Annotated in this window: 17 protein-coding genes; 16 read left to right on the top strand and 1 reads right to left on the bottom strand. The window is 60.7% G+C overall.

Translation table 11 applies throughout. The features are described from left to right. Window positions 1–23 precede the first annotated feature (23 nt). The gene (locus tag ACR2R1_RS00085) at window positions 24–3,788 is read right to left on the bottom strand and encodes an FAD-dependent oxidoreductase (protein ID WP_077729102.1); all 3,765 of its coding nucleotides are present in this window, start codon (window positions 3,786–3,788) and stop codon (window positions 24–26) included. A 535-nt stretch (window positions 3,789–4,323) separates the two neighbouring features. On the opposite strand from ACR2R1_RS00085, the gene ACR2R1_RS00080 reads away from it, so the two are divergent. The 16 genes from ACR2R1_RS00080 to ACR2R1_RS00005 all read left to right on the top strand — a co-directional run bounded on the left by ACR2R1_RS00080 (window position 4,324) and on the right by ACR2R1_RS00005 (window position 14,073). Continuing rightward, a complete protein-coding gene (locus ACR2R1_RS00080) occupies window positions 4,324–5,535 on the top strand; it encodes an IscS subfamily cysteine desulfurase (protein WP_434114304.1) in 1,212 nt (403 codons plus the stop codon). A 37-nt stretch (window positions 5,536–5,572) separates the two neighbouring features. Beyond that, entirely contained in the window at window positions 5,573–5,992 is a 420-nt protein-coding gene (gene iscU, locus ACR2R1_RS00075; protein WP_077729100.1) for a Fe-S cluster assembly scaffold IscU, read from the top strand. A 24-nt stretch (window positions 5,993–6,016) separates the two neighbouring features. Beyond that, complete coding sequence (gene erpA / locus ACR2R1_RS00070) at window positions 6,017–6,400, top strand: iron-sulfur cluster insertion protein ErpA (protein WP_240502434.1); 384 nt, start codon at window positions 6,017–6,019, stop codon at window positions 6,398–6,400. A 29-nt stretch (window positions 6,401–6,429) separates the two neighbouring features. Next, window positions 6,430–6,753 carry an iron-sulfur cluster assembly protein IscA gene (gene iscA, locus ACR2R1_RS00065; protein ID WP_077729098.1) on the top strand — a complete coding sequence of 108 codons (324 nt, stop codon included), beginning with the start codon at window positions 6,430–6,432 and terminating at the stop codon, window positions 6,751–6,753. 13 nt (window positions 6,754–6,766) lie between these two features. Continuing rightward, the gene (hscB, locus tag ACR2R1_RS00060; protein ID WP_156879339.1) at window positions 6,767–7,300 is read left to right on the top strand and encodes a Fe-S protein assembly co-chaperone HscB; all 534 of its coding nucleotides are present in this window, start codon (window positions 6,767–6,769) and stop codon (window positions 7,298–7,300) included. Continuing rightward, the gene (gene hscA, locus ACR2R1_RS00055; RefSeq protein ID WP_168175360.1) at window positions 7,297–9,159 is read left to right on the top strand and encodes a Fe-S protein assembly chaperone HscA; all 1,863 of its coding nucleotides are present in this window, start codon (window positions 7,297–7,299) and stop codon (window positions 9,157–9,159) included. Before hscB ends, hscA begins: the two co-directional genes overlap by 4 nt. A 260-nt stretch (window positions 9,160–9,419) precedes the next feature. After that, a complete protein-coding gene (fdx, locus tag ACR2R1_RS00050) occupies window positions 9,420–9,767 on the top strand; it encodes an ISC system 2Fe-2S type ferredoxin (protein WP_434101703.1) in 348 nt (115 codons plus the stop codon). 2 nt (window positions 9,768–9,769) lie between these two features. Continuing rightward, entirely contained in the window at window positions 9,770–10,954 is a 1,185-nt protein-coding gene (nifV, locus tag ACR2R1_RS00045) for a homocitrate synthase (protein WP_077729095.1), read from the top strand. A 12-nt stretch (window positions 10,955–10,966) separates the two neighbouring features. Further along, window positions 10,967–11,329 carry a nitrogenase-stabilizing/protective protein NifW gene (gene nifW, locus ACR2R1_RS00040; RefSeq protein ID WP_077729094.1) on the top strand — a complete coding sequence of 121 codons (363 nt, stop codon included), beginning with the start codon at window positions 10,967–10,969 and terminating at the stop codon, window positions 11,327–11,329. Window positions 11,330–11,366: 37 nt separating this feature from the next. Beyond that, a complete protein-coding gene (locus tag ACR2R1_RS00035) occupies window positions 11,367–11,693 on the top strand; it encodes a (2Fe-2S) ferredoxin domain-containing protein (RefSeq protein WP_077729093.1) in 327 nt (108 codons plus the stop codon). A 30-nt stretch (window positions 11,694–11,723) separates the two neighbouring features. Continuing rightward, window positions 11,724–12,188 (top strand): hypothetical protein, encoded by a 465-nt coding sequence (locus ACR2R1_RS00030; protein ID WP_133716888.1) that lies wholly within the window; start codon window positions 11,724–11,726, stop codon window positions 12,186–12,188. Between the two features lie 81 nt (window positions 12,189–12,269). Next, on the top strand, window positions 12,270–12,578 hold the full coding sequence (locus ACR2R1_RS00025) for a 2Fe-2S iron-sulfur cluster-binding protein (RefSeq protein WP_077729091.1): 309 nt from the start codon (window positions 12,270–12,272) through the stop codon (window positions 12,576–12,578). 243 nt (window positions 12,579–12,821) lie between these two features. Then, window positions 12,822–13,151: a Grx4 family monothiol glutaredoxin gene (grxD, locus tag ACR2R1_RS00020; RefSeq protein ID WP_086135390.1), complete on the top strand. Its 330-nt coding sequence runs from the start codon at window positions 12,822–12,824 to the stop codon at window positions 13,149–13,151. Between the two features lie 5 nt (window positions 13,152–13,156). Further along, on the top strand, window positions 13,157–13,438 hold the full coding sequence (locus ACR2R1_RS00015; protein WP_133716889.1) for a BolA/IbaG family iron-sulfur metabolism protein: 282 nt from the start codon (window positions 13,157–13,159) through the stop codon (window positions 13,436–13,438). Between the two features lie 42 nt (window positions 13,439–13,480). Next, window positions 13,481–13,717: an FmdB family zinc ribbon protein gene (locus tag ACR2R1_RS00010; RefSeq protein WP_077729088.1), complete on the top strand. Its 237-nt coding sequence runs from the start codon at window positions 13,481–13,483 to the stop codon at window positions 13,715–13,717. Between the two features lie 47 nt (window positions 13,718–13,764). Beyond that, window positions 13,765–14,073, top strand: a complete 309-nt coding sequence (locus ACR2R1_RS00005) for a hypothetical protein (protein WP_077729087.1) — start codon at window positions 13,765–13,767, stop codon at window positions 14,071–14,073. Window positions 14,074–14,383: the final 310 nt, after the last annotated feature.

The raw sequence follows: 14,383 nt of genomic DNA, 5'->3' as shown, positions 1-14,383 counted from the left end.
GAGATGCCTCAAATCATCGTCGTTCAATCGCGCGGCATCGGATTGGCCTCGAAGAGATAGTCGAGCCATAAATTGGACACTTTCTCCAGAGTCGTGTTCTGCCGCAAACGGGCGTTCAGGTGCGGGAAATCGACCTGGTCCAGATCCTGGTCCTGATTGAAACAGGTGTAGACGAAACGCTCCTTGCCGGTCTCCGGGTCCGTCTGCTTGCACATGCACTGGGCGCACACGCCCTTCATCATGCATTGCATGGGCGAGTTGATGGACCCGATGGCCACGTGGTTTTCCTTGAGATAGGGCTGCAATACTCCGAACCGAGCCGCTTTGACCGCCGCCATCATGCGGTCCGAACCGATCGCGATGATGCGGTCGGCGGCATCGAGCGGAATGGGAATCTCCCCCAAGGCTCCGCTGGCGTAGGCGACCATAGCCTCCACGATGTTGCCGACGAAGGATTTGTCCTGCGGACGGGTGGTGGAGATCGGAGTACCGCCCTTGCCCTTGTCGACGGACCACACGATCACGTCGGAAGCGTCCTCGATTTCCTTGACCTTGAAGACATCCTGGGCGCTCCGGTAGCCGGCGAAATACAGAACCCGGTTGCCGTTCTCGCGGAGCGCCTTGCCGATGGAGAACAGCACGGCATTGCCGAGGCCGCCGCCGAGCAGGAGCACGGTTTCGCCCTCGGGTATCTCGGTGGGCGCGCCGGTCGGTCCCATCAGCACGACCGGGTCGCCGGGTTTCCAGGTGGCGCAGAGGCGCGAGGAGGTGCCCATTTCCAGGGCGATGACGCCGACCATGCCTTTCTCCCGGTCCACCCAGGCGCCGGTGAGAGCGATGCCTTCCGTTGCCAGCGAGGTGCCGTTCAGCCGAGGCGCGTAGAATTCGAAGTTCTGCACCCGGTAGAACTGCCCCGGCTGAAATTTGCGGGCGGCCATGGGCGCCTCGATGACGATCTCGACGATGGTGGGCGTCAGCCGCTTGACCTCCACGACCCTGGCCGTCAGCAGTTCGTCCAATTGCGCCTGAAACGCCGCGAGTTCCGCGTCCCGCTCGGATTGCGCCGCGGCATCGAGGCGGCTGAGTTCTTCCGCGAACAGCTTGACCACGTAAGGGTACCCGTCCTTGGCGCTGGCCATGGCCTTGACCACGTTGCCGGCGTATACCGGGTGATTGTCGCCGTAATAGGTGATGTACTTTCCGTCCTTTCCATAGGAGGTGAAGGGGGCCGGGACCAATTCTTTCGGCATGCCCCAGCCGTTCTTGGCTTCCATTTGCGGCGAGCCGTTCTCGCTCCACGCAGGTTCGAAGCGCTGGAAGAAATTGCCGTCGAGCTGGAACGTGCCGGGGAATTCGTTTTCGTAGATGGTGTTCGGCGAGGTGCCGGCGGCGACCAGGAGGGTACGCATGGGCACCACTGGCTGTTCGCCCGAATCGACCCAGCGTCCGTCGTCGCGCTTGACGAGCTTTTCGAAACGCACGGCCTGCAAATAACCGTACTCGTCGGTGATCGCCTCTTGCGGGTTCATGCCTTCGGCGAACACCAAACCCTCTTCCATCGCCTTGATGATTTCCTCGTGGTTCTGGCGATAGGCCGGCGAATCGTTCATGCCCTTGCGGTAGAACAGCGTCACGCCGCCCCATTGCCGGATGAGCGGCTCGAAATCGGGCGTTTCCCCGGTTGCTTCGGCGCGCCAGCGCTCGGCGCGAACGGCGCGGCCATGGTCCAGGAATTCATCCAAAATGGCCAACTCTTCACCGTCGAAACGCGAACGAACCTGGGTGTCTCCGTACCGGGCGACGAGGCGCTCGTAACGGTCGAGCGTCTTTTCCACCTGCACCGGGTAATATGCCAGGAGCTCGGTTACGGCGTCGGTCGCGGTGAGGCCGCCGCCGATCACGCCGGCCGGCAGCCGCACTTGAAGATTGGAGAGCGAAGACTGTTTCGCCGCCCCGGAGAGTTGCAATGCCATGAGAAAATCCGAAGCCTTGCGGATGCCGCGGGCGAGATTGTTCTTGAGGCCGATCATGGTCGGCTTGCCCGCCCCGCTGGCGATGGCGATATGGTCGAAGCCCAGTTCCCAGGCGTCGTCTATGGACAGCGTGCTGCCCAGGCGTACCCCGCCGTAGATGCTGAAGTTTCGGCGCCGGGCCAGGGTCAGATAAACCACCTTGAGGAAGTTCTTGTCCCAGCGCACGGTGATGCCGTATTCGGCGACGCCGCCGAAGCCCATCAGGACGCGCTCGTCGAGGTTCTCGTACAGCATGTGGAAATCGTCCACCGCTTCGGGAATCCCCGCATCCTTTCCGGTCAGCTCTTCCGGCAAAGGCTCGATCTTCAGGGCATCGATGGCCACTACCCCGAAACCTTCGTTGAGTAGATAGTGGGAAAGCGTATAGCCGGCCGGTCCCAAGCCCACCACCAGTACCTTCTTCCCGTTATAAGGCAAGGCGTAGGGCCTTTTGAGATTCAGCGGATTCCAGCGGGTCAGGAGGCTGTAGATCTCGAAGCCGTACGGCATGAACAGCACGTCCGTGAGAATGTTGGTTTCCACTTGCGGAATGTTGACCGGCTCGGTGACGCGCTGGAACACGCAGGCCTTCATGCATTCGTTGCAGATGCGATGGCCGGTGCCGGGGGCCATGGGGTTGTCCGCCACGATCATGGCCAGGGCGGCGATGTTGTCTCCCTGCCGCTTCAGGGCGAAGGCTTCCGAAATGCGTTCCTCCAAAGGACAGCCGATCTGCGTCACATCCAGCGGATTGTGGCGGAACTCGCCCTCTTTGGTGCGCTGCCCCTTGGAGCAGTAATCGTTGTTGCGCTCGTGACAGATGACGCAGCGATCCACTTCGTAATTCGCTTCGCGCGCCGAGGCGCGTAGGTCGGTCAAGGCGAACCCGTCGCGCCGGCGACGTTTATCCAGAGGACCCGCCAGCACCTCGAAGCCCTTGCGCGGTTCGGCATGGCATTCGACCAGATGCTCGTAATCGATGCGCTCCGGCTGTTTCAGGGAGACCCAATCCGTGACCTTCGCGCGGATGGTGGGATGGTGCAGGGCCGCGTAGCTCCAGCGTTCCACCCAATCGAGCAGCCGCTGGACGAAAGCCGGGTGCTCGGCCTCCGCTAGCGCCGCGGCGAAACGTAGGCGGGCGCCGTCGTCGGCTTTGAGACTTTGGCGCAACTCGGCTGCATCGGCGTCGGCATCACCTTGATACGATGCCGTTTCTCCCTTGGCCTGCGCCTGATAATGCTTCGCCAGCGCATCCAGCCGCATCGCGACCACAGCGAGCGCCTGCTCGGGATCGAGATCCGGCGCGCCATCCTCGAGGCTTATCCGCTTCAAGTCTTCGATCGCGGAATCGAGTTCATCGAGATCGAAGCCGGCCAGCGCTTCGGCGTCGAACTTTTGCGCGGCGCGTTTGACCACCGAATTCTTGTAGGCGAAAACGGTTTCGAACTCACGGGCCGCAGCGGCGCATTGAGTCTCGCGCTCTCCTTCCACGTTGAACAGGCGCGCGACGAAGCGCCCGAGGTAAGGCGCCGTGCTGAGCAACGCGTTCGCGACCTCGGCGGGAGGCAGCTTGCCGTCCTTATCCTCGCGGCAAGCAATGTAGGCGCGATGAACCTCCGGGTCTTCCGCCGCCAGAGTCTCATCGAAGACATCGTAAAGTTCCTTAAGACGCTCCGGGTCGTACAAGTCCCGGTAGTCGAAACCCGGAACGCCCAAGGTAAAGTCGCGTCGGGCGAATGGCTCGCCGACCGTGGCGCAGCGCTGCGTAAGATTCATGATCGAATTTACCCCTTGACTCGTACGGTATTTGGGTCCGTCTCAAGCAGAAGGCATGCCATCGATCGTTTTTCATCTAAAGCCTACCAAGAATAGGGTTTTTTGACCGATATTCGGATCGAAGCCGCTTGTTATCTTTGTTACGAAATCCGGCCGGTTTGAATGTTTTTGTAGTGAACGTGACAAACAGGCGAGCCTCCGCTCGAACCGATGCCTCGGAATCGGGAGAGCCGCCGAGCGAAAGTCCAGACAAGGCTTGGATTTCATTGGCCTCGATACTGCGTTTCGGTACCGAAGAAGAACCTGCGAATGTCGGGCAAGCCCCTTGCATCGAACCATTCGGGCCGACTTTGTTGAAAACCCGACAAATCCCTCCGCCACGCTCGGCGAAATTTTAATTTATAACTCAAAGCCTTACGAACATTCATTGCATTGGTACGGGCCTTGCTTGGTCCTAGGTAACCCGGCAAAACCGACCGCTCGGGGCGAGCGGCCCGGCTTTTTGTTGAAAGCGAACCCGGAGAAACCAATGTCCATGAAACTACCGATTTATCTCGACTATTCGGCGACGACCCCGGTTGATCCGCGCGTGGCGGAAAAAATGATTCCCTTTCTGACCGAAGAGTTCGGCAATCCGGCCAGCCGCTCCCATAGCTTCGGCTGGACCGCCGAAAAGGCGGTGGAAGACGCCCGGGCCGAGGTAGCGAAGCTGGTCAACGCCGATCCCAAGGAAATCGTTTGGACCTCCGGCGCGACCGAGTCGGACAACCTGGCGATCAAAGGCGCGGCTTATTTTTACCAGACCAAGGGCCGCCATCTCATCACCGTCAAGACCGAACACAAGGCGGTGCTCGATACCATGCGGGAACTGGAAGCCCAGGGTTTCGAGGTAACCTACCTCGACCCCATGCCCAACGGCCTCCTCGATCTGGACGCATTCCGAGCGGCGATACGTCCCGACACCATCGTCGCCTCGGTGATGCACGTCAACAACGAGATCGGCGTGATTCAGGACATCGCCGCCATCGGCGCCATCTGCCGCGAGAAGGGCGTGATCTTCCACGTCGACGCGGCGCAATCCACCGGCAAGGTCGAAATCGACCTCTCCAAGCTGCCGGTCGACCTGATGTCGTTTTCCGCTCACAAGACCTACGGCCCCAAGGGGATCGGCGCGCTCTACGTGCGGCGCCAGCCGCGGGTGCGCCTGAAGGCGATGATGCACGGCGGCGGCCACGAGCGGGGTCTGCGTTCCGGCACCCTGGCCACCCACCAGATCGTCGGCATGGGCGAAGCGTTCCGTCTGGCCCGCGAGGATATGGCGGAGGAAACGAAGCGCATAGGCCGCCTTCGGGACAAGCTGCTCGCTGCCGTAAAGAATATCGAGGAGGTTTATATCAACGGCGACCTCGAACAGCGGATACCGCATAACCTCAACATCAGCTTCAACTACGTGGAAGGCGAATCCCTGATGATGGCGCTCAAGGATCTCGCCGTATCCAGCGGTTCCGCCTGCACCTCCGCCAGCCTCGAACCCTCCTACGTTCTCCGGGCGCTCGGACGCAGCGACGAGCTGGCGCACAGTTCCATCCGGTTCACCCTTGGCCGCTACACCACCGAGGAGGAAGTGGATTTCGCGATCTCCCTGATCAAGGAAAAAGTCGATCGACTGCGCGACCTGTCTCCGTTGTGGGAGATGTACAAGGAAGGCATCGATCTCAACTCGGTTCAATGGGCCGCCGCGCATTAAGCGGATATCGTCAATCATTCACCAATTGGAGACCACCATGGCGTACAACGAAAAAGTTATCGATCACTACGAAAATCCCCGCAACGTCGGCTCCTTCGGCAAAGAGGAAGAAGGCGTAGGCACCGGCGTGGTCGGCGCGCCCGCTTGCGGCGACGTGATGAAACTGCAAATCAAGGTCAACGACGAAGGCGTGATCGAAGACGCGAAGTTCAAAACCTACGGCTGCGGCTCGGCAATCGCCTCCAGCTCATTGGTGACCGAGTGGGTCAAGGGCAAGACCGTCGAGGAGGCGCTGGCCATCAAGAACACCGAGATCGCCGAGGCCCTGGCCCTGCCGCCGGTAAAAATCCACTGCTCGGTTCTCGCCGAGGATGCGATCAAGGCCGCCGTCAACGATTACCGGGCGAAAAGCGGCACGGACGAAGCCGGCTACGACGTCTGCAAATCCGCTGCGTAAAACGAGGAGAGCATTATGAGTGCCATGGTTGACATTCAGGACCTGACCCCTCCCCCTTCTCCCGTCATCTTCAGCAGCAACGCGGCCGCCAAGGTCAGCGAACTGATCGCCGAAGAAGGCAATCCCGACCTGAAGCTTAGGGTCTATGTCTCCGGGGGCGGCTGTTCCGGCTTTCAGTACGGTTTTTCCTTCGAGGAAGTCATCGCCGATGACGACACCACGGTCGAAACCGACGGGGTGATCCTCATGGTCGACCCCGCCAGCCTGCAATATCTGGCCGGCGCCGAGATCGATTATCAGGAAGGGCTGGAAGGATCGCGCTTCGTGATCAAGAACCCCAACGCCGCTTCGACGTGCAGCTGCGGCAGCTCGTTCTCGGTCGGCGGCTCCGGCTGCTCGTCCCAGTAAATCTTCGGCGACAAACGGGAGTTCAGATTATGGCAGTAACCTTGACCGAAAAAGCGGCGCGCCAGGTGCAGAAACACCTGGCCGCCCGCGGCACGGGTCTGGGGCTTAGGGTGGCCGTCAAAACCTCCGGGTGTTCCGGCCTCGCTTACGCCCTGGAGTTCGTCGACGAATCCGCTCCGGAAGATTGCACTTTTGAAAGTTTCGGCGTCACTTTGCTGGTCGACCCGAAAAGCTTGGCCTATCTCGACGGAACCGAGCTGGATTACGTGCGCGAAGGCCTGAACGAGGGTTTCAAGTTCAACAATCCCAACGTTAAGGCCGAGTGCGGTTGCGGCGAGAGTTTCAACGTTTGATCAAGGTGTGACCATGACCCCGGAGGCGACCCGCAATTATTTCGAGTTGTTCCAACTGCCGCCCCTGTTCCAGCTCGATCTGGACCAGCTCGATCGTCAGTATCGGGAGATGCAGGCCCGCGTGCATCCCGACAAGGCGGCGCACCTGAGCGACACGGAAAAGCGTCTGTTCCTGCAATGGGCGACGCTCGCCAACGAGGCCTACAGCACCTTGAAACGCCCCTTGGACCGGGCGCGCTATCTGCTCCGGATTCACGGCGTCGACACGCGGGAAGAAGACAATACGGCAATGCCGGCGGAGTTTCTGCTGGAACAAATCGAGTGGCGCGAGGCGCTGCATGCCGCGATGGCCCTCAAGAGCCTTACGGCACTCGATAGCCTGGCAGCGCGCCTGAGAATGGAGATGAACAGCTTGCTGGGCTCGCTCGCCACTCTGCTCGATGTGGAACGGCGTCATCCGGCGGCGGCGGACGTGGTCCGCCAGCTCGCCTTTCTCGAGAAGCTCGGTCGCGATATCGATCAAGCCCAAACCGAATTGGAGGAATGATGCTGCTGCAAATTTCCGAACCCGGCATCAAAGCCCCTAAACCGCGGCGTATTGCGGTGGGGATCGACCTCGGCACCACCCATTCTCTGGTCGCCACGGTCAACGATCAGGGCCCGCAGGTACTCGAAGACGGACAGGGCCGCGTCCTGCTGCCTTCGGTGGTGCACTACCGTGCCGATCGCGCGGTGGATGTCGGCCATGACGCCATGGCGTGGCAGAACGATGATCCCGAGAACACTTTCGTATCGGTGAAACGCTTTATGGGCCGCGGCCGCGACGATCTGCCGGAACGGCACGGCGCCCCTTATCGATTTGCCGATACGCCCGGCATGGTGCAGTTCGAAACTCAGGCAGGAACGGTGAGTCCGGTCCAGGTTTCGGCGGAAATTCTCAAAGCCCTGCGCGAGCGGGCAATCCAGGCCCTGGGCGACGAAATCGCCGGCGCGGTGATCACGGTCCCCGCCTATTTCGACGATGCCCAGCGCCAAGCGACCAAGGATGCCGCGAAACTCGCCGGCCTCGAAGTGTTCCGCCTGTTGAACGAGCCCACCGCGGCCGCCGTGGCGTATGGACTCGATCAGGCCGCCGAAGGCGTCTACGCGGTTTATGATCTCGGCGGCGGCACCTTCGATATTTCAATACTCAAACTCACCCGGGGCGTCTTCGAAGTGCTGGCGACCAACGGCGATCCGGCGCTGGGCGGGGACGATTTCGACCGGGCCGTTTATGACTGGCTGCTCAGGGAAACCGCCACCCCGGCCCCGACTGCCGGCGACGCGCGCAGGCTGCTGACCGCGGCACGTGCGGCCAAGGAACGCCTCTCCGAACAATCCACAGCGCAAATTTCCACGCCGCTGTCCAACGGCTCCGTGGTGAAGTGCAGCCTGTCGCGGGAAACCTTCGATGCGCTGACCGAAGATCTGGTAAAGCGAAGCATGGCGCCGGTCCGCAAGGCGCTCCGCGATGCCGGCCTGTCGATCGGCGACATCAAGGGCGTCGTCCTGGTGGGCGGAGCCACCCGCATGCCCTGCATCCGCAAGGCCGTGGCGGATTTCTTTCAGCAGCAGCCGCTCGTAGATCTGGACCCGGACAAGGTGGTAGCCATCGGCGCCGCCCTGCAGGCCAACGCCCTGGCGGGGAACCGCGGCGACGACGACTGGCTGTTGCTCGACGTGATTCCGCTCTCGCTGGGCATCGAGACCATGGGCGGACTGACCGAAAAGATCATTCCCAGGAACTCCACCCTGCCGCTGGCGCGCGCCCAGGAATTCACCACCTGGAAGGACGGGCAGACCGCCATGAGCATCCATGTGGTACAGGGCGAACGCGAACTGGTCAGCGAATGCCGCTCGCTGGCGCGCTTCGAGCTGCGCGGCATCCCTCCGATGGTGGCGGGCGCGGCCCGGGTCCGGGTGACATTCCAGGTGGACGCCGACGGTCTCTTGAGCGTATCGGCCGCCGAGCAGACCAGTGGGGTCGAGGCCAAGATCGAGGTCAAGCCGTCCTATGGTCTGAACGATGCCGATATCACCCGTATGATCGAGGACTCTTACAAACACGCTCAGGACGACATCGAGGCGCGGCGCCTGCGCGAACAGAAAGTCGAGGCGCTCCGCCTGCTCGAGGCGACCGAAGCGGCCTTGGCCGAAGATTCCGAACTTCTGTCCGCGGACGAGCTCGCGATCATTACCGAGGGGATGCAGGTCCTAAAACAAGCCGTCGACGGCACCGATTGGGAGGCAATCAAGAAAGCCGCCGATGCACTCAACGAGGCGAGCACCGAGTTCGCCGGACGGCGCATGGACCACAGCATCAAGAAGGCATTGGCCGGACAGAAACTCGAAGAATTGGACGCATGACTATGAACACGCGGCAATTCTCATTTTTCCTAAAAACCCGCGTTTTCGTAGGGTGGGTTAGACGCAGCCGATCGATGTCCATGAAGCCTCACGCGCGTCGTAACCCACCGTTCGAGGTGCGACGCCGGCATGGAGGGTTAGGGCGCGCGGGGAGGTCGGTGCGAAATGGAAACGCCGCGTCTGTGCGCGCCTAATTTACTCTACATAAAGGAAGAAGAGATGAGCACACGCACCGACAACTGCCACGTCAGAGGTAGTACATGACCATGCCGAACATCACCATCCTCCCTCATTCCGAACTCTGCCCGGAAGGTGCGGTCGTACCTGCCCGCAGAGGACAGACCATCTGCGAAGCGCTGCTCGACGCCGGCATCGAAATCGAGCACGCCTGCGAACACGCCTGCGCCTGCTCGACCTGCCACGTCATCGTGCGGGAAGGCTACTCGACGCTGGATAGCGCCGACGAGAACGAGGAAGACATGCTGGACCGCGCCTGGGGGCTTGAGCCTCATTCCAGGCTGGCTTGCCAGGCTTTCGTCACCGGCGCCGATCTGACCATCGAGATTCCGCGCTACAGCCGCAATCTGGCGAAGGAAAAGAAGGCCTGACGATGGAATCCAGGAAGGTCGTCATCAACGATACCACTCTGCGCGACGGCGAACAGACCGCCGGGGTCGCCTTCAACTGGGAGGAGAAGCTCGCCATCGCTAGCGCCCTGGCCGCCGCCGGTGTTCCCGAAATGGAAGTCGGCATCCCGACGATGGGACCGGAAGAACGCGAGATCATCGCCGCCATTGCGGCGCTCGACCTGCCCTCGCGGCTGATGGTCTGGGGCCGGATGTGCGAGGCCGATCTGGAAGCGGCTACCGGCTGCGGGGCGCATCTGGTCAATTTGTCGATTCCGGTATCGGATATCCAGTTGCGCCATAAGGTCGGCCGCGATCGCGACTGGGCTATCGCGACGATAAGCCGTGTCGTGCCACGCGCGCTGGCTACCGGCATGGATGTTTGCGTGGGCGCCGAGGACGCCTCGCGCGCCGACCCCGAATTTCTGCTGCGGGTCGCGGAAACCGCCCAGCGGGCGGGTGCGAGGCGCATCCGCTTTGCCGACACCCTGGGGATACTCGACCCGATTGCCACCTTCGAACGTATCCGGCGGCTGGTCGACGCCGTGGATCTCGAAGTCGAGATGCATGCCCACAACGATTTCGGCCTCGCCACCGCCAATACCCTGGTTGCGATCCAGGCGGGCGCCAGCCATGTCAACACCACGGTCAACGGCCTCGGCGAACGCGCCGGCAATGCCGCCCTCGAAGAGACGGTCATGGCCCTGCACCAGTTGTATCAGTTGCCCACCGGCATCGATGTCAGCCGATTCGGAGCGATTTCCGAGCTCGTCGCCAAAGCGTCGGGACGTCCGGTAGCGCCCAACAAGAGCATCGTCGGCGAGGCCGTGTTTACCCACGAGGCGGGCATACACGTCGATGGCATCCTCAAGAACGTACTCAATTATCAGGGCGTAAATCCCAAGGATCTCGGGCGCGAACACCGCCTGGTGCTTGGCAAGCATTCGGGAACGCACGGCGTCATCCAGCGCTTTCGCGACCTCGGGATAGAGCTGACCGAAATCGCCGCCGCTCAGCTTCTGCGCAGAATCCGCCTGCATGCGAATCAAACCAAGCGCGCGCCGAGCACGGCCGAGCTCATGAGTTTTTATCGGGAAACGGCGGCGTCGGAACCCATCCCCGCCCTGCCCGGCCTGCCCGATGCGCTTACGATCCGAAATCAACCTTAGAAAGGCATCTCCATGAATCCGGTACTGCAACGCATAGAAGGTTTCTCCGCGGCCGAGGAGTTCTTCGATTTTTTCGGCATTCCGTATCAAGCCGACGTCGTGAACGTCAACCGCCTGCACATCCTGAAGCGCTTCAACCAATACCTTGCCAGATCGCCGATCCCGGACGACCTGGACGAAGCTTCGGCCTGGAACATCTGCAAGGAATATCTGACCCGCGCACATGATGATTTCGTGACCTCGAACGCGGCCCAGGAAAAAGTGTTCAAGGTCTTTCAGGATCAGGACGGCAAGAGCATTTCGCTGGAGAGCATGAAGGCCAGCCTTTCGACCCGGAAACGAGAGGCTAGCGACGGCAAGCCCGGCACCATCTAAAAACGAATCCGTTTGATCTTGCTACGAGGAATAAAGAATGGCTAAACCCGAAAAACACGTGTTCGTCTGCGCCCAATCGAGACCTCCCGGACATCCGCGCGGATCTTGCGCGCAATTAGGCTGCGCGGCGGTGCTCCAGACCTTCGCCCAGCAATTCGAGGCCGGCCAGCTCCACGGAAAATTCCAGCTGACCAGCACCGGCTGTCTCGGCGCGTGCGACTTGGGGCCCACCGTCATCGTTTACCCCGATGCCGTGATGTACACCAAGGTCAAGCCGGAAGACGTGGGCGAGATCGTCAGCGAGCACCTGCAAAAAGGCGAACCCGTGGAACGCCTGTTAGCACCCGCGGCGGTTTGGTCTTGAGGAATCCCGATCGTGGAGCGCGGAACAGCCATGCGTGAAGTCTTTTATGCCGGCGACGTGCCGCCCAAGGTCGGCGGCCTGCTCGAGGAAGCCATGAGTGCCTACACCGACACGGCGCGAGCCGAAGCGCTGTTGCAGCAGGCGCGGCAAGAGGCGCCCGAAGCTCTGCCGGTGTACTTCTCGCTCTACAAATTCTATTTCTACAAGGGCCGGCTGGCGGACGCCGAGGAAGCGGCGCGCTCGGCCTTGAAAACCGCCGCGCGTCAAGGCGGCTTTCCGGAAAGCTATGCGAGCCTGACCCCGGAAACTGCGGACTGGACCCTGCACAACAGTCCCCAGCATTTCTACCTTTTTTCGCTCAAGGCGCTGGCCTTCATCCGCTTGCGCCAGGGCGATGCTCGCGGCTGCGAGGAAATACTCGGTAAATTGAGGGAACTGGACTCCGCCGACACGGTCGGCGGCTCGGTGATCGGCTCCCTCGCCGCGGGATTGTAATCCGTCATGGAAGATCCGACCCACTCAATCTCCGTGACGTATTGAATTTTCAATCCACAAAAAACAAGACGAGGTAATCACATGTCGACTCTGACCATAATGCCATCCGGAAAAACCGTCGAGGTCCAGGAAGGGATGAGCCTTTTGGAGGCGATACTGGCGGCCGGCGAAGAAATCATGCACAAGTGCGGCGGCAACGCCGAGTGCGGCAGCTGCCACATCTTCGTGCAAGCCGGCAAAAAGGGGGTATCCAGGACCGCTGCTCCGGAGCACGCGAAACTGGACACGATCGTGGGCGTGGGCTCCAAATCCCGCCTGGCGTGCCAAGCCAAGGTTCTGGGGACGGAAGACATCACCGTCGAGTTGCTGGGCTTTGCGTCCGGATTTTGAGATCCGGCCGTCATAATCGTGGCGGGTGCGACAAATTCGCACCTGCCGGCAGACCTAATTCCAAATTCCAAATCGCTTTCAATTAAGGAATTCATTTTTGTAGGGTGGGTTAGGCCGCAAGGCCGTAACCCACCGAGCAACCTCGAATCGGTGGGTTACGCTTCGCTAACCCACCCTACGATTAATGTTCACTCGAATGCCCAACGGAATAAGCCGATTGATTAACTAATGAGAGGATCAGCAATGAGCATCGAAAATACCATCCGCGAACAGATCGCGACCCATCCGGTCCTCCTCTACATGAAAGGGGTACCCGATATGCCGCAATGCGGTTTTTCCGCCAAGGCCGTTGCGGCACTTCAGTCCACCGGCGTTCCCTTCGCTTACGTCAATGTGCTCCAGGCGCCTTCGATCCGGGAGAAGCTGCCCAGCATCTCGGAGTGGCCCACCTTTCCCCAATTGTTCGTGAACGGCGAACTCGTCGGCGGCAGCGATATCGTTGCGGAAATCGCGCAGAAGGGCGAGCTCAAGCCCATGCTGGAAAAAGCCGTCGCCGGCAAAAAAGCGGACTGATCGCCATGGAGATCGCGGAAGTCCGTAGCCTGATCGAAACCGGCCTGCCCGATTGCCAACTCTCGGTTGAAGGCGAAGGCTGTAATTTCTCGATCGTGATCATCGGGGAGGCTTTCGAAGGCTTATCGCCGGTCCGGCGTCAGCAAAAAGTTCTGGCAACCGTCAAAGAACCCCTGGCAAGCGGCGCGTTGCACGCCATCAGCATGAAGGTCTATACGCCTTCCGAATGGCAGCGGGAACAGCAAGGCGGAACGGGCGCCGCGCCTAACGCTCCGTCTACGGAGTGAGGCTGCGGGATGGTTTTTGATTGACTGACGAGAGATCGATCTATGCCGATTTACGACTTTCATTGCAAGCAATGTGACAAAACCTTCGAATTACTGGTGAGCCTGTCCGCCGTTCCGTCCTGTCCGGAGTGCGGGGCACAGACCTTGGAAAAACTACCTTCACTGACGGCCCCTCAAGGCAAAACGGCCGGCCTGGTGTCGAAGGCCCGAGCGCAAGCCGCGCGGGAAGGCCATTTCAGCAACTACTCCGCTTCCGAGCGTCCGCGCATCAAGTCGTAGCGATAAGTCATCGATACAGAAATTCCGAATCTCAGGATAAAACCGCCATGGCTACTTATATCAAAACCACAGAAGACGGCCGCAAGGTTGAGGTCATCGGTATGGCCATCTGTCTCGAAGGCAAGAAGGAGGCCGACCGACTGATTCCGATCCACGAGCACCCGAACTGGGCAGCCATACTAAAGGCCGTGCCGGACGCCACCCATATCGCAGGCCGCTTGCCGCTGACGGCGGAAGAAGCCGCCACCGCCCAAGCCGCGCTGGACGAGGCGAAGGCCGCTTACGAATCCAGCCCGCTAGGAATCGCGGAACGCATACGCATGGCACAAAGAAACGCTATCGCAAACCGGGATTGAGATTTTGTAGGTCAGCAATTCCTTGCCGACGAATGTACTCGATGGGCACGCTATGCTTTGCCCATCCTGCGGCTATAAATCATCTGACCCGCATAGGATGCGGGCTCCAACGATGTGATAGAAGAGTCGCGGAAGATACAACGGAATCACTCCATTACGGCGGATTGTTTGGCTGGATTCTCAGTCTTGCGGCCGGTTCCTTTCGGTTGATCGGAAAAGCGCCAGACGGGAAAATGGCGGAACGCTCATGCCGGCATATCATGCGAGCACGTCGCGGCAGCGACGAACTGGCGTTGGCGGGCGGACCGAC

The organism is Methylocaldum sp. GT1TLB, from assembly GCF_051027445.1.
GTDB lineage: Bacteria > Pseudomonadota > Gammaproteobacteria > Methylococcales > Methylococcaceae > Methylocaldum.
Note: the sequence above shows the minus strand (reverse complement) of the source record. Positions and strands in the feature narration are given on the sequence as shown.